The 22,531-nt window shown below is 66.4% G+C and carries 23 protein-coding genes; 6 read left to right on the top strand and 17 right to left on the bottom strand.

What is annotated here, in order from left to right; all coding sequences use genetic code 11:
- Positions 1–16 precede the first annotated feature (16 nt).
- Genes BT183_RS10515 through BT183_RS10485 form a run of 7 tightly spaced genes read right to left on the bottom strand, consistent with a single transcriptional unit; the run spans position 17 to position 6,455 of the window.
- On the bottom strand, positions 17–1,138 hold the full coding sequence (locus BT183_RS10515; RefSeq protein WP_072342505.1) for an FAD-dependent oxidoreductase: 1,122 nt from the start codon (positions 1,136–1,138) through the stop codon (positions 17–19).
- Between the two features lie 10 nt (positions 1,139–1,148).
- A complete protein-coding gene (locus BT183_RS10510; protein ID WP_072342503.1) occupies positions 1,149–1,970 on the bottom strand; it encodes a DODA-type extradiol aromatic ring-opening family dioxygenase in 822 nt (273 codons plus the stop codon).
- Positions 1,963–2,271 carry a subunit of meta cleavage enzyme gene (locus BT183_RS10505; RefSeq protein WP_072342500.1) on the bottom strand — a complete coding sequence of 103 codons (309 nt, stop codon included), beginning with the start codon at positions 2,269–2,271 and terminating at the stop codon, positions 1,963–1,965. The genes BT183_RS10510 and BT183_RS10505 overlap by 8 nt, the downstream gene beginning before the upstream one ends.
- A complete protein-coding gene (locus BT183_RS10500) occupies positions 2,272–3,420 on the bottom strand; it encodes an alpha/beta hydrolase family protein (RefSeq protein ID WP_072342498.1) in 1,149 nt (382 codons plus the stop codon).
- The gene (locus BT183_RS10495; RefSeq protein ID WP_072342495.1) at positions 3,417–5,039 is read right to left on the bottom strand and encodes a GMC family oxidoreductase; all 1,623 of its coding nucleotides are present in this window, start codon (positions 5,037–5,039) and stop codon (positions 3,417–3,419) included. Before BT183_RS10495 ends, BT183_RS10500 begins: the two co-directional genes overlap by 4 nt.
- A gap of 31 nt (positions 5,040–5,070) precedes the next feature.
- Positions 5,071–6,075 carry a sugar phosphate isomerase/epimerase family protein gene (locus tag BT183_RS10490; protein WP_072342493.1) on the bottom strand — a complete coding sequence of 335 codons (1,005 nt, stop codon included), beginning with the start codon at positions 6,073–6,075 and terminating at the stop codon, positions 5,071–5,073.
- A gap of 2 nt (positions 6,076–6,077) precedes the next feature.
- On the bottom strand, positions 6,078–6,455 hold the full coding sequence (locus tag BT183_RS10485) for a C-glycoside deglycosidase beta subunit domain-containing protein (protein ID WP_072342490.1): 378 nt from the start codon (positions 6,453–6,455) through the stop codon (positions 6,078–6,080).
- Between the two features lie 228 nt (positions 6,456–6,683).
- On the opposite strand from BT183_RS10485, the gene BT183_RS10480 reads away from it, so the two are divergent.
- From BT183_RS10480 to BT183_RS10455, 6 genes are all read left to right on the top strand, one after another.
- A complete protein-coding gene (locus BT183_RS10480) occupies positions 6,684–7,931 on the top strand; it encodes an ABC transporter substrate-binding protein (protein ID WP_072342488.1) in 1,248 nt (415 codons plus the stop codon).
- A 72-nt stretch (positions 7,932–8,003) separates the two neighbouring features.
- Positions 8,004–8,921, top strand: coding sequence for a carbohydrate ABC transporter permease (locus BT183_RS10475; protein WP_244545306.1), 918 nt, complete (start codon positions 8,004–8,006; stop codon positions 8,919–8,921).
- Complete coding sequence (locus BT183_RS10470; RefSeq protein ID WP_072342486.1) at positions 8,921–9,760, top strand: carbohydrate ABC transporter permease; 840 nt, start codon at positions 8,921–8,923, stop codon at positions 9,758–9,760. The genes BT183_RS10475 and BT183_RS10470 overlap by 1 nt, the downstream gene beginning before the upstream one ends.
- Positions 9,761–9,779: 19 nt before the next feature.
- Positions 9,780–11,003 (top strand): ABC transporter ATP-binding protein, encoded by a 1,224-nt coding sequence (locus tag BT183_RS10465; RefSeq protein WP_072342483.1) that lies wholly within the window; start codon positions 9,780–9,782, stop codon positions 11,001–11,003.
- Entirely contained in the window at positions 11,000–11,677 is a 678-nt protein-coding gene (locus BT183_RS10460) for a TetR/AcrR family transcriptional regulator (RefSeq protein WP_084603445.1), read from the top strand. Before BT183_RS10465 ends, BT183_RS10460 begins: the two co-directional genes overlap by 4 nt.
- A 16-nt stretch (positions 11,678–11,693) precedes the next feature.
- Entirely contained in the window at positions 11,694–12,500 is an 807-nt protein-coding gene (locus BT183_RS10455) for a 3-keto-5-aminohexanoate cleavage protein (RefSeq protein WP_072342482.1), read from the top strand.
- A gap of 8 nt (positions 12,501–12,508) precedes the next feature.
- Here the strand turns inward: BT183_RS10455 and BT183_RS10450 are convergent, their stop codons facing one another.
- The 10 genes from BT183_RS10450 to BT183_RS10405 all read right to left on the bottom strand — a co-directional run bounded on the left by BT183_RS10450 (position 12,509) and on the right by BT183_RS10405 (position 22,346).
- Complete coding sequence (locus BT183_RS10450; protein ID WP_143145761.1) at positions 12,509–13,000, bottom strand: hypothetical protein; 492 nt, start codon at positions 12,998–13,000, stop codon at positions 12,509–12,511.
- Positions 13,001–13,084: 84 nt separating this feature from the next.
- Positions 13,085–13,975: a hypothetical protein gene (locus tag BT183_RS10445; RefSeq protein WP_072342478.1), complete on the bottom strand. Its 891-nt coding sequence runs from the start codon at positions 13,973–13,975 to the stop codon at positions 13,085–13,087.
- Positions 13,962–14,990 (bottom strand): Gfo/Idh/MocA family protein, encoded by a 1,029-nt coding sequence (locus BT183_RS10440; RefSeq protein ID WP_072342477.1) that lies wholly within the window; start codon positions 14,988–14,990, stop codon positions 13,962–13,964. Before BT183_RS10440 ends, BT183_RS10445 begins: the two co-directional genes overlap by 14 nt.
- A complete protein-coding gene (locus BT183_RS10435; protein ID WP_072342474.1) occupies positions 14,990–16,159 on the bottom strand; it encodes a mandelate racemase family protein in 1,170 nt (389 codons plus the stop codon). Before BT183_RS10435 ends, BT183_RS10440 begins: the two co-directional genes overlap by 1 nt.
- Positions 16,156–17,172 carry a 2-hydroxyacid dehydrogenase gene (locus BT183_RS10430; protein WP_072342472.1) on the bottom strand — a complete coding sequence of 339 codons (1,017 nt, stop codon included), beginning with the start codon at positions 17,170–17,172 and terminating at the stop codon, positions 16,156–16,158. The genes BT183_RS10435 and BT183_RS10430 overlap by 4 nt, the downstream gene beginning before the upstream one ends.
- Before the next feature lie 4 nt (positions 17,173–17,176).
- Positions 17,177–17,974, bottom strand: coding sequence for an ATP-binding cassette domain-containing protein (locus BT183_RS10425; RefSeq protein ID WP_072342470.1), 798 nt, complete (start codon positions 17,972–17,974; stop codon positions 17,177–17,179).
- Positions 17,967–18,941 carry an ABC transporter ATP-binding protein gene (locus BT183_RS10420; protein WP_072342468.1) on the bottom strand — a complete coding sequence of 325 codons (975 nt, stop codon included), beginning with the start codon at positions 18,939–18,941 and terminating at the stop codon, positions 17,967–17,969. The genes BT183_RS10425 and BT183_RS10420 overlap by 8 nt, the downstream gene beginning before the upstream one ends.
- The gene (locus tag BT183_RS10415; protein ID WP_084603443.1) at positions 18,938–19,876 is read right to left on the bottom strand and encodes an ABC transporter permease; all 939 of its coding nucleotides are present in this window, start codon (positions 19,874–19,876) and stop codon (positions 18,938–18,940) included. The genes BT183_RS10420 and BT183_RS10415 overlap by 4 nt, the downstream gene beginning before the upstream one ends.
- A 1-nt stretch (position 19,877) precedes the next feature.
- The gene (locus BT183_RS10410; protein ID WP_072342466.1) at positions 19,878–20,795 is read right to left on the bottom strand and encodes an ABC transporter permease; all 918 of its coding nucleotides are present in this window, start codon (positions 20,793–20,795) and stop codon (positions 19,878–19,880) included.
- A 33-nt stretch (positions 20,796–20,828) separates the two neighbouring features.
- Complete coding sequence (locus BT183_RS10405; RefSeq protein WP_072342463.1) at positions 20,829–22,346, bottom strand: ABC transporter substrate-binding protein; 1,518 nt, start codon at positions 22,344–22,346, stop codon at positions 20,829–20,831.
- Positions 22,347–22,531: the final 185 nt, after the last annotated feature.

Here is a 22,531-nt window from a genome sequence, read left to right as displayed (position 1 = left end):
GACGGCCTGCCCGCGCTCAGATCGGGTGATTGAGCAGGGCCAGGGCCTCTTCGACCACCCGCACCTGTTGCAGCGGGTCGGAGACGGCGCGTTCGAGGCGACCCAGTTCGAGGGACTTTGCCACCACGAGGCTGCACCGCGGATGGCGCCGCGCCATGAAGGCCTCGAGCGCCGCGCCAAGGTCGGCATGGGCGGCAATTTCCTCGCCCAGTACGATGCCGTCCTCGATCGCCATGCCGGCCCCCGAGGCGAGCTGCGGGGTGGTGGCGTGCGCGGCATCCCCGATCAGCAGCACGTTGCCGCGGTGCCACGGCGCAGGCAGCAACAGGGTTTCGAGCGGGCGCACATTGATCTGCGCATCCGCATCGAGCGCCTCGCGCAGTTGCGCGATGGCCCCGCCATAAGGCCGCATGAGCTCGGCAAGGCGCCGCCGCGCCACGTCGGGGGCGAGCCGCCTGATCTCGGAGGCCGGCTCGAGCAGGAACATGTACATCTGCGTCTGGGAAACCGGATTGAGCCCGACCTTGGAGGGCCCGCCGAGGAAATAGGTGCGCCGGTCGATGCCCGGCAGCCGCGGCGTCGTCAGCCGCCAGCAGATCTGGCCGACGAAATGGGGCTGCGGCGCTTCGGGGAAGGCGAGGCCGCGCATCTGCGAGAAGATGCCGTCGGCGCCCACCACGAGGTCGTACTCGCCCTCGCTGCCATCGCTGAAGATGATGCGCTTGCGCTGCGTGCCGGCAATGGCCGAGACAGTGATCCCGAGCCTTAAGGCAAAGCCGAGCGCGCGGCACCGCTCTCCCATGATGGCGTGCAGCACCGGCCGCGTGATGCCGCCCGCCCCCGGAATGCCCGACAGCGCGCCCATCTGCGTGCCGATCTCGGCAAGCACCGAGCCGTGATGGTCGCAGGCCAGCAACCCGTCTGCGGCATAGCCCTGGGCCAGCACCTGATCGAGAATGCCGAGCTGCCCCATGGCGCGAAGCGTGGGGCCGGTGATGGTGATGCCCGCCCCGGCGACCTTCCATTCGGGGTCCCGGTCGATGAGGTCGACGGCGACGCCGGCCTCGGTGAGGCTGATGGCAGCCGACATGCCGGCGATACCGCCGCCGACGATCAGGGCCTTGCGGATGGCGGGCATGGTGCGGGTCCTAGACTGCGAACCGGCCGATGCCGATGCCGGTATACCAGTCGTGCACGGCCCGGTAATAGGTGCGCTCGTAGCGCGCGCCATTGGCTGCGCCCATGGCGGCCATCCACATGCGGATCTCCTCGCAGCCATTGCCGGCGGTGTGCACGAAATCGGTGGCGTATTGAATGGTGCCGTCGATTTCGCCGCTTTCGAGCAGGCCGAGGAAGGTCTGGTCGAACTCCTCGTTGACCATGCCCATGCGCGGGGTGGCGATATCGTGGCTGATGCCGCCGGTGGCGAGGATGGCGACGCGCTCCACCCCGTCGTAAGCGGCGATCGCCTCACCCAGGAACCGCCCCAGATTGTAGCTGCGCCGCATGGTGGGCATGGGCGGCTGCACGCAGTTGATCAGCACGGGCACCACCGGCATGTCGGGATCCATGCCGGCCAGTTCGAGCGGGGTCAGCGAGCCATGGTCGAGCACCATCTCCATCGAGAAGGCCGGATCGAACTCGGCCTTAAGGGCGCGCTGGAGCAGGAAGGCGCCGAAGGCCTGGTCGCCGGCAAAGGTGCGGCGCTTGGCATGCAGCCAGTGCTCGATGGGGCTCTCGTAGCTCTCGGCGCAGCCGATGCAGAAGGCCGGGAAATTGTTGAGGAAGAAATTGTGCAGGTGATCGTTGGACAGCACCACGAGCACATCGGGCTTGCCGGCCATGAAGTCGGCGCCCATGGCGGCATAGGCCGAGAAGATCTCGTCGCGCAGATGCGCCGGGATGCGATCGGGAAAGTTCAGCATCACCGGGGTGTGGCTGGCGGTATAGATGCCGGTAATCCTAGCCATTGTTGTAGTCCTTGCTGTCGAGCAGGCTGCGCAGGGCGGCGAGCGAAACGTCCTCGGGGATGCGCACGCCGATGCAATGGGCGCGCAGCAGATAGGGGTTGACCCCGCTCAGATACATCCGGGCGACGTCGTTTTCCTTGATGGTGCGGGCCAGATCCTCGGGCAGGTCGAATCGGGCGAGATAGGCGTCCGGATCGGCCTTGTAGGCCTCGAGGTGATCGGCGTTGTGGTGCAGCTGATAGAGAACCTTGTCCATCAGATAGGCTCTGGTGGATGGCATCGCTTCTTGCCAATTGGCCATTCATGCGCTCCTTGCGGCGAGGTGCCGGTGTAGCCAGCCGATGATGGTGGGGACGGTCCTGGGGCCGAAGCCCATATGACCGCCGGGAAAGAGACGGACCGATTTGGGATCGCCGTGATCGAGCAGAAGGTCGATATCGGCGTTGGGGCATTGCTGGTCGTTACGGCCATTGACCAGGAGCAGCGGCGCGCAGGGGCCATCGAGCAGGCCCTGGTCGAGCAGCGACAGGGCCCGGAAGCCTTCGCGATAGGCGTCGTCCCCGCTAACCCCAAGCATCCGGCAGCGCGTCTCGACCAGCTCCATCAGATAGCTTTCGGGAAACCGCGAGCGCTCGATCCAGCTGGGCTGGAACATGAAATGCACGCCCCCGCCCCAGTTGACCGCAGCGCAAAAGCGCGCCGGGCTCTGATGGGCGAGCTTGGTCGCCCAGTGCCCGCCAAAGGAGCGACCGATGATCGCGAGGCGGCCGGGGGCAAAGCCGCCCTCGGTTTCGATCCAGTCGAAGATCGGCAGGAACTGCCGTTCGCCATCGGGGCCGGCCTTGATGGGCGATTCTCCCGTGCCGACATTGTCGAGCGCGACCGTTGCGATGCCGGCGGCCAGAAGCTGGTCGCAGAGGATGGTCATCTCCTCTTTCCAGGCATCGACCCCGCCCCACATCGCCACCACGGGCGGGGCGCTAACCCCGGCAGGGCGCCGCACATAGGCGGTGATGCTGGTGCCTTCGCCCGGGCGGCCCGCAAAGGGGATGCGCACGACTTCGAGCGGGGAATCGCAGAGCCCGCCATAAACGATATAGACGGCGCGCGCTTTCTCGTAGCTTTCGAGCTTGCGCGGATGGTTGGGGCAGGGAAAGCGCCCCAGAAAGTAAAAGCCGTAGGCGTCGTAATAAAGTTTTCGCGCAAGGCTGCGATCGCCCGATGCAAGGGCGGCTTCGGCGTCGCGAAGGACCTTGTCGCCCTCGGCCATCCAGTGGCTGGCCCAGCGCTCGCCATCTAGCCCCGGCAGGGTGTCGATCGCCGCAGCCGTAGCCTCGGGCGGGGTCAGGGCCATGGGGTGCACGCGCTGCACGAGGCGCTGGTGCATCCAGGCTTTGGCCTCATTGAGCGTCCGGGGCCGGTTGCGCTCCTCTTCGAGGGAAGCGGTCATCTCCGCGCGTCCTCCAGTATGAGTTCGGCGGCCCTGCGGCCCAGCGCCATGGCTGGTCCGTTGGTATTGGCCGAAACGGGGGTGGGCATCACCGAGCAGTCCGCGACGCGCAGGCCATCAAGGCCATGCACGCGCAGCCGCGCATCGACGACGGCGGTTGTTGCGTCGGGGCCCATCGAACAGCTGCCCGTGCCATGCAGGCCCGGGCTCAGCATCCATTTGAGCTCTTCGGCGATGGCCTCGTCGGAAAGGGCATGGGCGCCCGGCACGGTTTCCTCGGCGACATGGGCAGCAAGGGCCGGGCTGCGCGCGAGGCGCCGGATGAGCCGGACGATGAAGATGGCCATCCTGCGATCGTAATCGTCCGTCCACCAGCCGGCATCGACTTCCGGGTCGGCGAGGGGATCGGGGCTGGTGATGGCGACGCTGCCCCGGCTCCTGGGGCGCAGGTGGAAGCTGTTGAACATGATGCCGGGCTGGTCCTCGATCAGCCCCCGCCCGGGATCGGCCTTGCGCGCCTTGCTCGAATGCATGGTGAAGGGCCCGATGCCGAACTGGATATCGGGCCAGCTCGGGTCGCCCTCGCTCGAGACCAGCGCCGTGACCGGCGGCCCGGTGAAGGCCATCAACCCCTTGAGGCCGAGGAAATAGCGCATCGCGTGCCAATAGACCCGCCAGCCGACGAATTCGCGGTTGAGGCCGGGATGGCCGGTGAGGCGGTAATTCATCGTCAGCATGGCGTGGTCGCACAGCTGCCGGCCCACCTGCGGCAGGTCGTGTTCGACCGCGAGACCCAGCGACTGCAGCAGGTGCCCCGGTCCGATGCCCGACAGCTGCAGGAGCTTGGGTGAGGAAAAGACGCCGGCCGAAACGATCACCTCGCGCCGCGCCCTTATCGTTTCCGCACCGCTGGCCGAGTGTGTCTCGATCCCGGTAGCCCGCCGGTTCGCGACGAGGATGCGCGTGACCTCGGTGTCGCGGAGAACCGTGAGGTTGGGCCGCGACAGGTTTGGCGCGATGAAGGCCCGATAGCTCGAGGCGCGGCGCCCGCGCCGGTCGACGGTGGATTGGGTGTAGCCGATACCCTCGGTATCAGGCGTGTTGATGTCGGCAAGCACGGGCCAGCCCATCTCGCCGCCCGCCGCGAGCACGGCATCGAGCACGGGGGAGCGGTAGGGCGAGGCGGTGATCTCGAGCGGCCCGTCGCGTCCCCGACCGGCATCGGCATCGGGGGCGACATAGCTCTCCATGCCCCTGAAGATGCGGGACATCTCGTCCCAGCCCCAGCCGGGATTGCCGCGCGCGACCCAGCCATCATAGTCCTTCGGCATGCCACGCAGGTACCATGTGCCATTGACGGCGCTCGATCCGCCGAGCCCGCGCCCGTAGCGCCAGGTTTCGGCGTCGCGCCCCAGTTGCGGGCGCACCGGAAAGCTGCGGAAGAACTCCTTGCGCCCGAAGATCTTGATGAAGCCGCGCGGCATCGAGACGAAGGGGTGGGCATTGGCCCCGCCCCCTTCGACGAGAAGCACGCTCACGCCCGGCCGGGCCGAAAGACCCTCGGCCAGCGCGCAGCCGGCCGAGCCGGCGCCCACCACGATGTAGTCGAATTCGCGCATCAGGGGTCTCGTTCTGGCGGCGGCCTAAGGCTCAGGAGGCAGCGAGGATGCCGCGGATCATCGCCTGGTGGCGGTCGACATCGAGAAAACCATCCTCGTCCGAGACCTGGTGGCCTTCCCATTCGCTCGAGATGAAGCCCTCATAACCACCCTCCACGAAGGTGGCGAGAATGGCGCGATAGTCGATCGAAGCCTCTTCGCCGCTGTCGTCGACCTCGTAGAACTTGCCGTGGACATGGACCACCTGCGGCATGATCTCGAGCCAGTTGCGCGGCGGCTGGCGGCTGAACAGCCCGAAGATCGTGTGGATCTCGAGCGCCCGACTGCGCTCGATGTCGTTGGCTGCGGCCCATTCGAGATAGCGCGGCCGCTTGGTGAAGGGATCGCTGTCGTCGCTCCAGAGTTCGAGCGCCGCGGTGATCGCGCGTTCGGGCACGCCATTGGCGCGGTAATACTCGATATAGCGGCGCGGCACGGCGCGGGCCGAACTGCCGAAATCCGGAATGAAGCCGAGATAGGGCGAGCCCACTTGCGCGTACATCTCGCGGAACGCCAGGATTTCGGGGTGATCGACCGTGTGCGGCGCGTGGATCTCGAGGCCGAGGCGCACATCGAGATCGCGGGCCAGGGGCGCGAGCGCCCGCAGCACCTCGGGGCCGGCAGCATATTGGCAGCGCACCACAGGAAAGCCGAGCTTTGCCGCCGAACGCAGCTGGCGGGCGTGGAAGTCCACCAATTCCTGCGTGCTGCGGCTCCGGTGCGGGGTCACATGGGTGTCGGAATTGATGCCGAGGCAGGTGAGGGTGAGCCCGGTGCTCGCCACGAGGTCGCGGAAGCGGGCGGCAGTGTCGTCCGAGACGTCGGGAAAGTCGCGAAAGCTCTGGAAGCCGACGACCTCGAGACCCGGGCCCTGCCCGCGCCGGGCGACTTCGCGCACGAGCCCTTCAAGCCCGAGGCGGCGCTGGTGGAAGGCGTTGGTATAGGCGTAAAGCGTCGCGCCGGTCCTGATGCGCGCCGAAGCGGTGGTGGTGTCCATGGTCAGGCTGCCTTCATCATGCGGGCGACGCGACCGACCCGGCGCAGACCCTTGATATAGGGGGGACGCACCTCGATCTCGGCTTCGATGCGATGCTCGCTGCCGGACGCCAGCGGGGCGCCCTTTACCGAGAGGGTAGCGGTGTCGGTGATGAACCAGGTCTCCTCGATCTCCTCGACGAGCTCTGAAAGCTGCCGCGCCCGGCCATTGAGATGGATGGTGATGGCCTCTGCCGGAACCGCGTGCCCATCGCAGGTCAACAGGTTGACCGAGATGCACGAGAGCGGCAGGGAGCGGTACCAGGGCAGGCGGACGCCGACCGAAAAGCCCTCGGGCGTAGCCCTGAGCGTGCCGTCGTCAATGACCTTGTCGAACATCATGCCAGGGCTCCTCCCGAGATCCATTCCGGCTGCAAGTGATCATGATCAATTTCTTCATGCGCTGTTTTTGTCAAGGGCCTCGACCGGGGGAGGGCGGCAGTGCGGATATAAAGCATTGAAATATGTGGTATTAATTCGTGTTTGGTGGACAAGCTTGACAAAAGCTGCCGACGACGACAGTGTAGCTTCGATTTTTGAACAAGCTCAAAAATCTCTAGGGAGGACATCATGAAGCATCAGACGCGGCTTGGCCGCATCGCATCCATTTGCCTTGCCGGTTGCGCGCTGTCAGTGCTGACAGCCGGCGCGGCCCTGGCCCAGACCCAGGTCCGGCTCCTCGCCCCCGCGAGCGGAAGCGGCGTGGGCTTTGCTGCCATCGCCGAAAAATTCAACGCCGCCCAGAGCGACGTTAAGGTCGAGATCCAGCGCGTGCCTTCGGGTGAATCCTACGCGCAGGCCATGTTCACCCAGCTCCAGGCTGGGGCCGGCGCCGACCTGATCTTCACCAATGCCGGCTATGGCGCCCCGGAATCGATGCTGCCGCTCGCCGAGGCTGGGCAGCTCGCAGACCTCACAGACCGCGCCTTTGCCGCCGAATTCCCGCCCGAGCGCGTCGCCGAGTACTGGTCGGACGGCAAGCTCTATGGCCTGCCGCTGAGCCTCACCAATGTCGGGCTGGTCTATAATGTCGATCTGCTCGCCCAGAACGGCCTGACCCCGCCCGAAACCTTCGAGGAACTGCTCGCGCTCTGCGACAAGGCCGTGTCGCTCAACAAGAGCGCCGTCGGCATCGCCGGCAGCAGCCCGTTCTATTTCTACGAGGCCGTCGCCGTCGGCACGGTGTTCGTGGAGGATCCGGACTGGTCGGAAAAGCGCACCGCAGGCGAGACCACTTTTGCCGGTACGCCCGGCTGGACGGCCGCCTTCGAGCGCGTCAAGACCATGCTTGACCGGCAGTGCTTCCCCGTCGGTGTGCAGGCGATCACCCCGCCGCAGCTGTTTGCCGATATCGCGGCGGGCAATGTGCTGATGGCGGTCGGCCCGACCACGCTGATGGGTGCCGTGGTCAACATGAACCCGGCCATCACCCTCAAGATGCGGCCGTTCCCCAATGATGCCGCCGAGCGCACGGCGGCCATGAGCGTCTATAACGACGCGCTCAGCGTCAACGCCAAGAGTGCCAACCAGGACGCCGCCTTCGCCTTCCTCGACTATCTCTCGCAGCCCGAGCAGATGGCCGAATTCGTCAAGCTGGCGGGCGGCACCGCGCCGGCCGATGCAGCGGCGGGAGCCTTCCCGCCGGCACTCGAGGACATGGTGCCCTTCTATGCCGAAGGGCGCGTGCACACCGTGCCCCATCACGCCTGGCGCGAGCCGGCCGTGCGCGGCGTGCTGATCTCGAGCGGCGGCGCATTCCTGGCGGGCAGCAAGACGGCGGCGGAGTTCGTCGCCGACCTTGACGCCGCCTGGAAGTAAGCGACCATTCTGGCAAGGCGGCGCTCCTTGAGGGCGCCCGCCTTGCCGCAGCGCACCAGGATCGTTCGCCCCGTGTCCCACTCCCTCTCTCCGCCCCGGCCTGCCGCGGGTCTTGCCGGCATCCGCCTCAGCCAGCGGGCCCCGCTCGCCTGGGCCATTCCCGGCATCGTGCTCTGCCTGCTCTTCCACTACGTCGCCGTGGTGGCAGGGGCCTGGTATGCCTTTACCGACTGGAACGGGCTTTCCGCGCCCAGCTTCATCGGCCTTGCCAATTTCGTCGAGATCCTGGGCAACCGGAACGCATTGGGGGCCCTCGTCAACACGCTGCTGCTGGCCAGCGTTTTCGTCGTCGGCTGCAATGTCGTGGGACTGGGGCTGGCGATCGGGCTGCACCGCACGCTCAGATCGCGCTTCGCGCTGCGCAGCCTGTTCTTTGCCCCGGTGGTGATGAGCCCGCTGGCAGTGGCCTATATCTGGCAGTTCATCCTCGATGCCCGCGGCCCGCTCAACGCCATGCTGGGCAATCTGGGGCTGAGAAGCCTGCAGAAGGTGTGGCTCGGCGATCCCAATATCGCGCTCTGGTCGGTCTGCCTCGTGATGATCTGGCAGTTCTCGGGCCTGTGCATGGCCTTTTACCTTGCCGGCCTGCAATCGATCCCGGTCGAGCTCGACGAGGCCGCATCGGTGGATGGGGCGACGGCCAGCCGTAGGTTCTGGCGCATCACCTTTCCGCTCCTCGCGCCGGCCGCCACGGTCAGCATCTCGATGACCACCATTCTCGGGCTGCGCGCTTTCGACCAGGTGATGGCCCTGACCCGCGGCGGCCCCGGCTTCGCTTCCGAAACGCTGGCAACCGCGATCTTCAAGGAAACCTTCGTCAATGGCCGGTTCGGCTATGGCGCGGCCTTCGCGCTCATCCTCACCGTGCTGATCCTCCTGGTCTCGGCGGTGCAACTGGCCGTGCTGCGCGCACGCGAAAAGAGGCTGTGATGGAGAGCACGCGCTATCGTCCGCTGGCGGCCGTGCGGGAGGTCCTGTTCATCCTCCTCGCCCTCGTCTGGTGCATCCCGTTCTATTATCTCGCCATCGTGGCGGTTAAGCCCGACATGGAGGTGTTCACCGCCCCCATGAGCTTCCCCTCGACCATCGTCCTGGGCAATTTTGCCGAGGCCTGGCGCGGCACGGGCGGCGTGGGGCTGGGCGAGGCCCTCCTCAACAGCGTCATCGTCACCGTGGGCACGGTCAGCCTTCTGATCTTTCTGGGCTCGCTCACGGCCTATGTGATCGCGCGGAACACCCAGCGCATCGGGGGCCTGCTCTACGTCTTCTTCGTGGTCGGCATCATCCTGCCCTACCAGATGGCCATCGTGCCGCTGTTCTCGAGCCTCAGGAGCCTCGGGCTCGTGGGCAACCAGATCGGCATGATCGTGCTCTTTACCGGGCTGCTGCTGCCGATGGCGGTCTTTCTCTATGCCGGCTTCATGCGCGCGCTGCCCCATGATTATGAGGAAGCCGCCCAGGTCGATGGCGCCGGACGCGGCAAGATCTTCTTCCGCATCGTGTTTCCGCTGCTGCGGCCGGTCACGGCGACCGTCGCCATCATGACCGGGATGATCGTCTGGAACGATTTTTTCCTGCAGCTGATCTTCCTCAACGGCAGCTCGGCCCAGACCCTGCCGGTGGCCATGTATGGCTTTGTGGGCGAATTCACCGCCCGCTGGAACATGGTGTTCGCCGCCGTCTGCATCTCGATTGCACCCATCCTCGCCTTCTACCTGTTTGCCCAGCGTCGCTTCATGCAGGGCTTCACGGGCGGCATCAAAAGCTAGATCGGAGCGGGATTCCGCCATGTCCTCGGTCGTTTACAACCAAGTCTCGAAATTCTACGCCGATGGCACCAAGGCCGTCGACGCCCTCGACCTCCAGATCGCCGAGGGCGAGTTCATGGTCATCGTCGGGCCTTCGGGCTGCGGCAAGACCACGGCGCTGCGCATGGCTGCGGGGCTCGAGGATATCTCGTCGGGCGAACTCAGCATCGGCGGCAAGGTCGTCAACGCGCTCGAGCCGCGCGACCGCGACATCGCCATGGTGTTCCAGAACTACGCACTCTACCCGCACATGTCGGTGTTCGAGAACATCGCCTTTCCGCTCGAGAACCAGAAGCTCTCGCGCGAGGAAATCCGCAAGCGGGTGGAAGGCGCCGCCGCCATACTGGGGCTCGAGGAGCATCTGGGCCGCCGCCCCAAGAACCTTTCGGGCGGGCAACGCCAGCGCGTCGCGATGGGCCGCGCCATCGTGCGCCGCCCCAAGGCCTTCCTCATGGACGAGCCGCTCTCCAACCTCGACGCCAAGCTCAGGGTGCAGATGCGGGCCGAAATCACCCGCCTGCAGCGCCAGCTGGGGGTGACGACGCTCTATGTCACCCATGATCAGGTCGAGGCGATGACGATGGGCCACCGCATCGCGGTGATGCGCAAGGGCGTGCTGCAGCAGGTGGGCACGCCGCTCGAACTCTATGAGCGGCCCAGCAACATCTTCGTGGCGGCCTTTGTCGGCTCGCCCGCCATGAACCTCTTGCCCGCGACCCTGGCCGCGACGGCCGACGGCCTCGCGCTCGTCATCGCCGGGCAGTCCCTCGCCCTGCCGGCGGCGCTCGTGATGCGGCTCGGGCTTGCGCGGTATCGCGACCGGCAGGTGATCGCCGGCATCCGCCCCGAGCATCTGGTGCCACCTGGTGAGGGGGCCGCAACGCTTCCGGCCCTGAGGCTCGAGATCGTCGGCTCCGAACTCATTCCCCCCGAACAGCTGGTGCAGCTCGAACTCTGGACCGAACCCCTGCGAACCCCCTCGGCGCTCGATATCGTGCGCGATGTCGATCCGGTTGCAGCCGCCGACCTGCCGCGCGGCAGCAGCACGCAGCCGCTGGTGGCCCGCTGCTCGAGCGATCGCGCCTTTGCCAATGGCACAGCCGACTGGGGCGTCGTGCTCGAAAAGCTGCACCTCTTTGACTTCGAGACCGGCAAGGCGCTAGGGCTTTCGGACAGCGCTTCGGCAGGCGGGCACGGGCGATGACCCTGGATGTGGCAGACGAGATGACCTCAGCAGAGGATGGCGAGAAATCGGCCCTGGACATGTCGCGCCGCGAGCGCAAGAAGGCCGACAAGCTCCAGAAGATCAAGGATGCCTCGCTCGCCCTGTTCCTCACCAAGGGCTATGACGAAGCAACCACCCGCGAGATCGCGCGGCTGGCCGGCGTCGCGCTCGGCACCCTGTTCGTCTATGCCGAGAACAAGCGCGACCTGCTGTTCCTGATCTATAATGACGACCTCGAATTCGTGCTCATCGAGGCGGAACGGGCGGTCTCGGGGCGCAAGACGATGGTCGAGAACCTCATGATCATCGCCGAACTGCACCTGATGCATTACGCGCGACGGCCCGAGATTTCGCGCTATGCCCTGCGCGAGATGTATTTTTACGATGCCGGATCGCAGTCCGTGCGCTTCCACGCCATCCGCAGCCGGCTCCTGAAGCTGATCGTCGCCATCATCCAGAAGAACATCGATGCCGGCGTGATCCGGGCCGAGGAAAGTGCCGAAACCATCGGCAACCTCGTCTTCGCGGTCTTCCAGTTCGAGGTGCGGCGATTTCTCGTCGAGCGCAGGCTCGATCTCGAAGCCTCCCTCGATTCCTTCGAGCGGCAGATGCGCGTGGTGATGAGCGGCCTTCATCCGCGCACCACGCCATGACGCCGGGGTCGCGCCGATGAGCATCATCATGGTGGCGCCCAATGGCGCGAGGCGCTTAAAGAGCGATCACCCAAACCTGCCGATGAGCATCGCCGAGACCATCGCGTGCCTCGTGGCCTGCCGCGCCGAGGGCGCCGATGCCGCCCATGTGCATGTGCGCGACGGCCTGGGCGGGCATTGGCTCGATGCCGGTGCCTATCGCGAGCTTCTGGCCGAGGCCAGAGATCGCGTGCCCGGGATGGTCGTGCAGGTGACATCCGAGGCGGCGGGGCGATATGCGCCCGAGGCGCAGATGGCGATGCTGAGGGCGCTCCTGCCGCCTTTCGCCTCATGCGCGGTGCGTGAACTGGCGCTCGACCTGCCGGCGGCCATCGGGTTTTATCGCGAGATGGCCGAGGCCGGCGTCGCGATCCAGCACATCGTTTATGGCCCCGGCGACCTCCTACGGCTCGATGCCCTGCTCGCCGGACTGCCGCCCGCCCGCCCGGCCATCCTCTGCGTTGCGGGCGCCTATGAGGGCCGCGACGCCGGCCCACGCGAACTCGTCGACTTCGTTTCGGCGCTGGGCCGCCGCGACGCCGAAATCATGCTCTGCGCGTTCGGTGCGACCGAGACGCGCCTGCTGGGAGCCGCGCTGGCATTGGGGCTGCATGTCCGGGTCGGCTTCGAGAACGGGCTCGTGATGGCCGATGGCACGCTTGCCGAGGACAATGCCGGCCGCGTTGCCGAAATCGCCGCTCTGCGGCAGCGGCTCGGGCTGGACAGCGCCGAGCGGTTCACGGCGCGCGCGCTCGGAGCCGAGGCGATCGACGCCCGTCCCTGATTGCACTCTCAGGTGCGGGGCGAGGTCAGGCTCTTTTCCATCCGCGTGACGAGGCCGTCCATCGCGTCCCGGAGTTCGGCAGGATAGCTGATCTCGAACGCCGATACAGTGTCGCGGGCGCGGTTGGACATGAACTTGGCATAAAAGATCGTGTTTCCCGCACTGCCGTCGGCATCCAGATAACCCGAAACGACGAACCAGCTGTCGCCGCCGGCCCGGTAGGTGATGACCCGCCGCGGATCGGCCGAAGCGATGCTTTCGGCGAACTGGGCGAACGACATGTCATTGCCATAGACGGCGCTGAACACATCGATCTGGACCCGTCCGTCACCGGACTGCAGCGACAACCGGTCTCCGCGATCCTCGGCGATGAAGTCGCCCGGCACGTCGATCGAAAAGCCCGATGCCGCATCGGTATGGCTTACCCACTCGGCGGCGTGCGATGCGCCGGCAGTCATCAGCCAGAGCCCGGCGAGCGCCCAGATCAATGATCGCTTCATCACGAAACCCTCCCTGCCCGTTACAAGTTCGCGGGCCTCGGGACGTTCCATGCGGGGCGGCAGGCACTTCCCCCTCGGAAGCGGCTAGAGGGCGGCTTCGGCCTTGAGGAGCGTGCGTATGGCGGCGGTGAAGGGTAGGCGATATTTGTCCTTGACGCGCGAGACCATCGGCATCTGCGGGCCCATGGCGGCGATGCCGGCCTCGGTGACGGCATCGTGCAGCACCTGCACGGGCCCCAGCATGGCGCGGATGCGCATGAGCTCGAGGACCGGTGCCATGAGGGCGGCGGCTGCATCGGGTTGGGTGGGCATGAGCCCCACGATCCTGCGCAGGAGCCTGGGGGTCAGCGCGGCGATGCCGGAACTGGTACTTGCCATGCCGCGCACATGCAGATGATCGTAAAGCGCGCCTTCGCCCGCATCCGAGACCACGCAGGCGGGCCCCATGATCTCGAGGACACGCTCGAGATAATAGTCGTCGCCCGGATTGGCGACGCTGTTGCGGTAGCGCACGGCGGTGACCGCGCCTTCATCGACGAGCTTGCGTAAGGTCACCGGCCGGAGGTGGTTGTCGCGCATAAGGTCCACCATCACCCCATGGCCGAGGCGGTGGGCGATATGGCGAATGCCATCGGCCGTGCCATGCGTATCAGCGGGCGCGATGATGGGCAGGACGAGCACCGAGCGCAGCGCGCTTTTCCCCACGATGCCGGCCTGGTCGAGCATGCGCCCCAGTTCCGGGCCGAGGCCGATCGTCACCGGGCCGGCCGCGGCGGCGGTCTCGGCGAGCTCGACGATCGCCTCGAACTGCGAGAGGCTCATCGATTGCAGGTTGGCGTTGCCCGCCACGACCAGCGACCCGATGCCGCCCAGCCGCACATGCCGGGCCAGCGCCAGGGTCTCGTGTGCATTCACCGAGAGATCGGCGTTGAGGGCGACGGGGATGTCGGCGGCGATGGCCTCAGTCGGCGCCATGGCCGAGGCTCGCAAGATATACCGGCGCACCCGTTGCGGCCGACTGGCGAAGGGCGGTGGTGAGGTAGACGCTTTCGAGGGCCTCGAGACCGCTTACCAGGGTGGTGGAGCGGCGGTCGGGGTCGGCAAGCGACCAGGCGAGATCCTGGAACACATTGAGCGGCGGGTGATCCGGCAGCGCCGGCGAAGATGCGGGGCTCTCGATGGACCAGTGCGTCACTTCATTGCCTTCCACGGTCGCGGCGCCATCGCGGCCATGGACCTGCGCCCGCTTGAGCGTGCCGCCCCCGCCATAGCGGCCGGCCGGCAGGCCGGAGGCGAAGGTGGTCGTGACGCTGAGGGTCGCGATGGAGCCATCGACGAAACGGACGACGGCACTGGCGGCGTCTTCCGCCTCGATGTCATGGGCATAGGTGCCCGAGAGCGTCATCACGCTGTCGACCCGGCCCTGATACCAGAGCATGTGGTCGATGGCGTGCACACCCTGGTTGAGCAGGCACCCCCCGCCCATCTCGGCCTTGCCGCGCCAGCCGGAGCCCTCGTCGTAGTAATCCTGCCCGCGCAGGCACTTGTTGGCATATTCGCCCTGGATCAGCGGGCCCAGCCGCCCCTCGGCGATGGCTTTGTGGATGCGATAGGGCGCGGCGAGATACCGGGTGTCGAATTCGACGACCAGCTGCACGCCGCCCGCCCGCGCCGCCCTCAGCATGGCGCGGGCCTCATCGAGGGTCACCGCCGTCGGCTTGGAGACGATCACATGCTTGCCGGCAGCGGCCGCAGCCGCGGCGATGGGGCCGTGCAGGTCGGTGGAGGTATAGACCGCCACGACATCGACGTCGTCGCGCCCGATCATCCGCTCCCAGCTGGTTTCGGCCGCCGCCCCATAGCGGGCCGCCAGCGCGCTGGTGCGGTCGGGGTCGCGTCCGCAGACGACCGTGAGACTGGCCTCGGGCGTCTCGGCGATCATCTTGCAGCGGGTTTCGCCGAACGCGGTGCCCACGATCCCGACGCGCATCACTTGACCTCGTTGGCCGCAATGAAGTCCCAGTCGATGTCCCAGCCCATGCCCGGCCCCTGCGGCACGTGGACATTGCCATCGGCATCCATGGGATCGTCGATGGTGGCGAGCCAGGGCGTACGCTTGGTGTAGTCGATCAGCGGATGCAGCAGGCCGCGCTCGTAATAGCGCCCCGGTATCTGCATGGCGCCGAGCGTGTGCAGCGTGGCGGCGCCGTTCTGGTGCAACTCGATGGACATGCCATTGGCCTCGGCCAGGTGGATGGTCTTCATCACCGGAGTGATGCCGCCCACGTCCAGCACGCCGGTGCGGAGGATGTCGCAGGCGCCGGCGCGGATCCATTCGGCGCGCGTCCAGATCTGACCGGGCGCCGTCTCTGGGCCGCAGATGTCGAGGTCGAGTTCGTTGCACAGCCACTGATAGGAGCTGACGCTGGCCTCGCGCATGGGTTCTTCCATCCACAAAAAGCCCAGTTCCTCGATGGCGCGGCCGATCCTCTTGGCCTGCTGCCGGCTGTACTGATGGTAGGGATCGAGCATGAGCTGCATGCTGTCGCCCACCCGCTTGCGCACCGCGACGCACATCTCGATATCGCGGTCCACCGAGGGCGCGCCGGGAACCGGCGGCATCCAGGGATGCATCTTGAAGGCGGTGTAGCCTTCGTCGCGGCATTGCTCGGCAAAATCGGCATAGGCCTCGGGCGAGTTGAGGCCGCCGGGGAGGTCATGGTCGCCGCACATGGTGCTGGCATAGGCCGGGATCTTGTCGCGGAAGGCGCCGATCAGCTTGTAGACCGGCTGGCCGAAGGCGCGGCCGGCGAGATCCCAGAGGGCGACGTCGACGAGCGCCATCTGCGCATCGGAAAGGGTCGAGCCGTTGCCGCGCTGCAGTTCGGAGAGCTTCTGCCAGATCTTTTCGCGATAAAGCGCATTCTCGCCGATCAGCATCGGCTTGAGCGTGCGCTCGACCAGTTCTGCCGAGAGGCCGAAGGCATAGCCCTTGGCGCCGCCGCGCGTCTCGATCTCGAACAGCGTCTGGCGGGCCTCGTTGGGCGGGGCCGGGTGGGAGTGGCCGAAGCCGCGGCGGATGAAGGACGTGTAGGTGAACGTCCTGATCCCCAGTCGCGCGATTTCCCAATCGCGGTCGGTCCGCGTCGTCTCACTCATGCTGCACCTGCCATTGTCTTGAGATCGTGATGGGACACCTCGTTGCGCAGGGCCTCGCCGCGCATGAGCCGTCCGATATTGTCGCCCACAAGGGCCAGCGCGCGCTGGCGCGTGCCGAAAGTGGTGCCCGAATAATGCGGGGTCATCAGCATGTTGAACTGATGGAACGGCAGGTCGGCGGGATAGCCGTCCCGTCCCGTCCCGTCCTCTTCCTCATGCCACCAGCAATCCATCGCAACTCCGCCGAGGTGGCCGGATCGCAGGGCTTCGAACAGAGCGGCCTGCTCGATGACGGGTGCGCGCGTTATGCAGACGAGATGGCTTCCCCGCTTCATCGTCGCGAGGCGGCGGGCGTCGAACATGGCATAGGTGGTGGCGGTGAGCGGCGCCGTCATCAGCACATAGTCGGCCTGCACGAGGGCCTTCTCGATCTCCTCGAAGCGATAGGCGAAGGCGCGCCCATGCGGCCGATCGGCATAGCTGTCGGGCGTGCGCGTCACGATGCCGACCCGCATGCCCATCGCCTCGGCGCGGCTGGCAGTGGCCTGCCCGATGCTGCCATAGCCGACGATGGCAAGGGTGGCGCCATGCAGTTCCGGCCCCCGGCGACCCTCCCAGCGGCCAAGATCGGTCAGCGTTGCGTGCGCGCGCAGCACCTGCCGCGACAGCATGATCATCGCCATGATGGCGTATTCGGCGATGGCGATATCGCCGCCATCGGCGGTGGCGAGACGGATGTTGCGCCGTGTCAGCAGGTCGGGGATGCCGTCGCGCAGCAGGAGGTCGACGCCATGCCCGGTGAGGTTCACCAGCTTGAGCTGCGTGGCGGCCTCGAGAAACGGCCGGGTCGCGGTGCGCATCAGGCCGGTATGGACATCGAGGCTCGGCGCCAGCGCCAGCTTGTTCTCCCCCGAAAGCCTGCTGCCCCCTTCGATGATCTCGAGACCGGCAGGCCAGTTGGAAAGGACGGAACGTTCTTCGGGAGGAATGTCCCAGTCGACCAGTACGCGCATGGACTTAGCGGCTTTCAACAGCGGAGGGGCCTTCGAGCGAAGGCGAGGACGACAAAAGCAGCCGCGTATAATCATGGGCGGGGGCCTCGAAGATGGCCCGCGTGTCACCCGATTCCACGATCTGGCCGCGATACATGACGATGACGCGGCTGGCGATCAGCCGGACCAGCGCCAGGTCGTGCGAGATGAACATGGCGGTGAACCCGAACTGCAGCTGCAGGGTCATCAAAAGCTTGATGACCTGGGCCTGGATCGAGACATCGAGGGCCGAGACCGGTTCATCGAGAATGAGAAAGTCCGGCGCCAGCGCCAGGGCGCGGGCAATGGCGACGCGCTGGCGTTCGCCGCCGCTGAGCCGCGCCGGATAGTAATCGGCATAGCTCTGGGGCAGCCCGACCTGATCGAGCAGTTCGGCGACGCGGCTGCGCCACTGGGGCCGCTCCACCACGCCGCGATGAACGCGCCAGGGCTCCGAAACGAGTTCGTGCACCCGCCGCCGCGGATGCAGCGAGGCATAGGGGTCCTGGAAGATCATCTGGATGTGCTGGCGGGTCTGGCGCATGCGGCGCCGATCGAGCGTCAAGAGGTTGGTGCCCCGATAGCGCACCTCGCCCGCCGTCGCGTCCAGAAGTCCCAGAATGGTGCGGGCAAGGGTGGATTTGCCCGATCCTGACTCCCCGACCACCGCCAGGATCTCGCCTTCGGCAATGTCAAAGCTGATATCGTCCAGCGCCTTCGCCTGCCCGAAATGCTTGGTCAGGCGATCGACTTCGAGCACCTTGGTGCGGCCGCGATCAGACATGGGCGACCTCCTCGGCAAAGTGGCAACGGCTCTGCCGGCCGGGCATGACGTCCCTCAACTCTGGCGCCTCGGCGCGGCATCTGGGCTCGGCGCGCGGGCAGCGTGGTGCGAAGGCGCAGCCTGTGACCTTTGTGGCCTTGTCGGGCGGGTTGCCGGCAATGGGCTGCAATTGCGACCAGTGGGCCACCGCCCCCGGATTGGAGGCGAGCAGCGCGCGGGTATAGGGATGGCTGGGCCGCGCGAAGATCTCGTCGATCTTTCCGCGCTCGACGACCCGCCCGGCATACATCACCACCAGCGAGGTCGCGACCTGCCGCGCCACGGCCAGATCGTGGGTGACAAAGAGCAGCGCCATGCCGCTCTCTTGGCGCAGTGCGTTGATCAGCCTCAGGATGCCGGCCTGGACGGTGACGTCGAGCGCGGTCGTGGGTTCATCGGCGATGAGCAGCCGCGGCTTGAGCGCAATGGCCATGGCGATGCAGATGCGCTGGCGCATGCCGCCCGAGAACTGATGCGGATAGTCGCCCAGCCGCGTTTCCGCCTCCTTGATCCCCACCTGCTCCATGAGGCGGATGGCTTCCTCACGGGCGCGCCCACGGTCCCAGCCGAGCCGGACCGTGAGGATTTCCATGATCTGGTTGCCCACCGAATAGACCGGATTGAGCGCATCGAGGGAATCCTGGAACACCATGGCGATGCCCGGTCCACGGATGGCGGCGAGGTCGCGCTCGCTGCGGCCCACGAGATTGCGGCCCTCGAAGGCCACGGTCCCCTCGACCCGGCCGGGCCGGTTGATGAGGCCCATGATGGCCTTGCCGGTGACGCTCTTGCCCGAGCCGGATTCCCCCAGCACGGCGACGGCTTCGCCCGGCATCACGCTGAGATCGATGCCGCGCACGGCCTTGGTCTGGCCGAACTGGACCTTGAGGCCGGCAATCTCGAGCAGCGGTTGGGAGGGTGCGGTCATGACCGGGCCGCCTCTTCGCGCGATGAGGTCGGCTCCATGGCGGCAGCCTGCAACGGATCGGCATTGGCCCGCATCCAGTTGGACAGGAGATTGGCGCTAAGGGCGGTGATGAGGATGGCGGTGCCGGGGAAAACGGTCGCCCACCAGGCCCGCGTCAGATATTCGCGGCCCTCGGAAACCAGCGTGCCCCAGTCGACGTCCGGACGTTGCAGGCCGACCCCGAGAAAGCTGAGGCCGGCGGCAGCCAGCATGACGCTCGCCAGTTCCAGCATGGCCACGGTCATGACCGTCGGCACGACGAGCGGGCGGATGTCGCGCCAGATGATGGCGGCGTCGCTGGTACCGAGCGCACGCGAGGATTCCACGAAGACGCGCTCGCGCAGCTCCAGGGTCTGCGCCCGTGACACGCGCAGGTAGACCGGCAGGCGGGCGATGGCGAGCACCAGCACGAGATTGACGACGCTGGGCTCGAGGACGAACAGCACGGCCAGTGCCAGCAGCAGGGACGGCACAGTGACAATGATGTCGCTGATGCGCATCAGGACGGCGTCGACAATGCCGCCGAAATAGCCGCTGACCATGCCGATGGTCATGCCGGTGATCGAAGCGACCGCGACGGTGGCCCCGGCAACGAGGAAACTGGTGCGCGCGCCCACGATCAGCTGGGCCAGGATGCTGCGGCCCAGGGCATCGGCACCCAGCACATAGCCCCAGCCATGCTCGAGCGAGAAGGGCGGGAAAAAGCGCAGGCGCAGATTCTGCGTATTGGCGAAATCGCGCAGCAGCGGCGCCCCGATCACTGCGACGAGCACCAGCGCCACGAGCACGATGGCCGAGATGAAGGCGAGCGGAGAGCGGGAGAGTTGCGCCAGTGTCTCTCCGATCCTGCCGCTCGAGCGCGCGGGCCGCGTAACGGCGAGGTCTGAAATGGCCATGTCAGGAAATCCGGATGCGGGGGTCGGCCACCGCATAGATGAGGTCGACGAGGATATTGAGCAGGATCACGGCGATACCCACCACGAACACGCCGGCCTGGATGACCGCGAAGTCGCGGTTGTAGACGGCGTCGACCAGCACCTGGCCGATGCCGGGCCAGGCAAAGACCGCCGAGACGATGACGGCGCCGTTGACCATGCCGCCGGCGCGGTCCCCGGCAATGGTTATGATGGGCAGGGCGGCGTTGCGCAGGGCATGCCGGAAGGCAAGGCGCTTCCAGGAGTATCCGCGGGCCCGTGCATTCTGCACGTAGCCGGCGTTAAGCGTCTCGAGCATGGCGCCGCGCACCACCTGGGTGATGACACCCACCGGGTGCAGCATGACCGTGGCGACCGGAAGGATCCAGGAGAGCAGGCTGCCCTGGCCCGACGTGGGCAGCCAGCCCAGATTGACCGAGAAGACCAGCACGCACACCAGGGCGAACCAGAAATCGGGAATGCTCGCGACAAACAGCGAAAAGGTCGTGATGGCGCGGTCGATCGCCGAATTGGGGCGCAAGGCGGCGAAGGTGCCGAGCGGAATGGCCAGCAGCAGGGTCAGCCCCATCGAGATCGCAGCCAGAAGGATGGTCTGCGGCATGGCTGAAAGCGCCGCGACCGATGCGGGGCGCTGCTGGGCGATGGACTGCCCGAAATCGAATCGCAGCGCATTGCTGACGAAGTTGGTGAACTGGACGAGGAGGGGCTGGTCGAGACCGTTCTGGCGATTGAAGGCCTCGACCATCGCATCGGTGGCATCAACCGGAAGATAGAGGGCCGCCGGACTGCCGGTGAGCCGTGCGAGAAAGAACACCATCACCATCACGCCGAGCAGCGCAACAAGGCTGGTGGTCAACCGCACACTGAGGAATTTCAGCATTTCTGTCTTCCGGTCGATGAGGCCGTGGCGCTGTTATTTGTGCGTCACGTCCGAGAGGTGGATCTCGATGTCGGTGAAGCCATTGGCCTCGTAGGACACCTTGCCGGAGGTCAAGAGGCGGCTCTGCAGGGCGGCGATCGGTACGATGATCTCCTGCCCATAGGCCGTTTCGGCGATGGCGCGATAGGCGGCCGTGCGCTCCTCGCCGACGAGGGTCGCGGCTTCCATCAGGCGGGCGTGCAGTTCGGCATCCGTCGACATGCTGAGGCGCGCTTCGGTGCCGAAATAGGTCGGGAACGACATCGAGGCGTCGCCCGAGATATTGTCGTGCGTCACGGTCAGCAGGTTGACCGGCTGGGTGAGGGAATCGGGCTTGCGGGCCCAGGGGCTCCAGGCGACCGAGTCCACCGAGACGAGCTTGACCGTGAAGCCGGCCGCCTCGAGCATCTGCTGGATGGCCTGGGACACCTCGCCGACGCCGCTGAACAGGTCGGTGCGCGAGATCAGCTCGATCGGAGTGTCGACGGCCACGCCATCGGCCTTGGCTTCGGCGAGCAGGGCCTTGGCCTTATCGAGATCATAGCCGAGGCCCTCGTAGTCGGGCAGGTAGCCATTGATCAGCGGGCTGACGAGCTGGGAAGCCGGCGTGGCCGAGTTCTCCATCAGCACTTCGGTCAGCAGGTCCTTGTCGATGGCCGAAACGAGCGCCTGGCGCACGCGCAGGTCATCGAAGGGCGCCTTCTGGATCATGGGGCGCAGGAAGAACACGCTGTTGGTGGAGTATTCCTGGGCGTTGGGCTGGCCCTGCGCCTCGTGATAGGGAATGTCGATGGCGATGTCGGCTTCGCCCGTCTTGACCATGGCGGCACGGATCGTCGGCTCGCCGCGCCACACATAGGTGGCCTTGGCGAAGGCGACGGGCTCGCCCCAGTAGCCGTCGATGGCCTCGAGCACGATGGACTGGCCCGGATCGCGCGACACGAACTTATAGGGGCCCGTTCCCACCGGCGTTTCGGCCTTGGCGTTGAGCGGGGTGCTGGGCGAGGGCAGGTCGATATAGGCCATGCGCGCGGGAACGATCGGATCGGGCGCCTCGGTGGTGATGCGCACGACCATCTCGCTTTCCACCGACGCCTTGGTGGGCGTGCGGATGAGCGGCAGGGTATTGCAGTTGAGCTCGGCATTCATGATGCGGTTGATGGCATAGACGGCCGCCTCGGCATCGAGCTTGGCGCCATCATGGAAGGTCACGCCATCACGCAGGGTGAACAGCCAGTTGGTGTCGTCCACCCGCGTCCATTCCGTGGCCAGCAGAGGCAGAACTTCGCCGCCGGCATCGGGATTGAGGCGGGTCAGGGCCTCGACCACATTGCCGCGCAGCACGCGCGCATTGGCGTTGGTGCTGTCGTCGCAGGCGTCGACCGAGGTCGGCGCGGAGGGCAGGGCGATCACCAGTTCGCCCTCGGCTGCGCCGGCCGATCCGGCGATGGCTGCCGTCATGGTCAGGGCAAGGATGCCGCTCGACCAGTTCTTCTTGGTACCCAAAGTCATATTACCTCCCTTTCATGACCACCAGCGCCGCAGAGCCGATCCGGGCAGATATCCCGGTTATCCCACGCATATCGCGGCCGCAGCCTGTGTCATCCCACGGTGAGACTATGGGTGGACAGCTTACATGTCAATGCTTGTAATATGAGTGAGCGAAAATCTGGCTTTCCTGTAAGATAGCCTTGCGC

The sequence above is a fragment of the Devosia enhydra genome (assembly GCF_900119845.1).
Classification (GTDB): Bacteria; Pseudomonadota; Alphaproteobacteria; order Rhizobiales; family Devosiaceae; genus FPKU01.
Note: the sequence above shows the minus strand (reverse complement) of the source record. Positions and strands in the feature narration are given on the sequence as shown.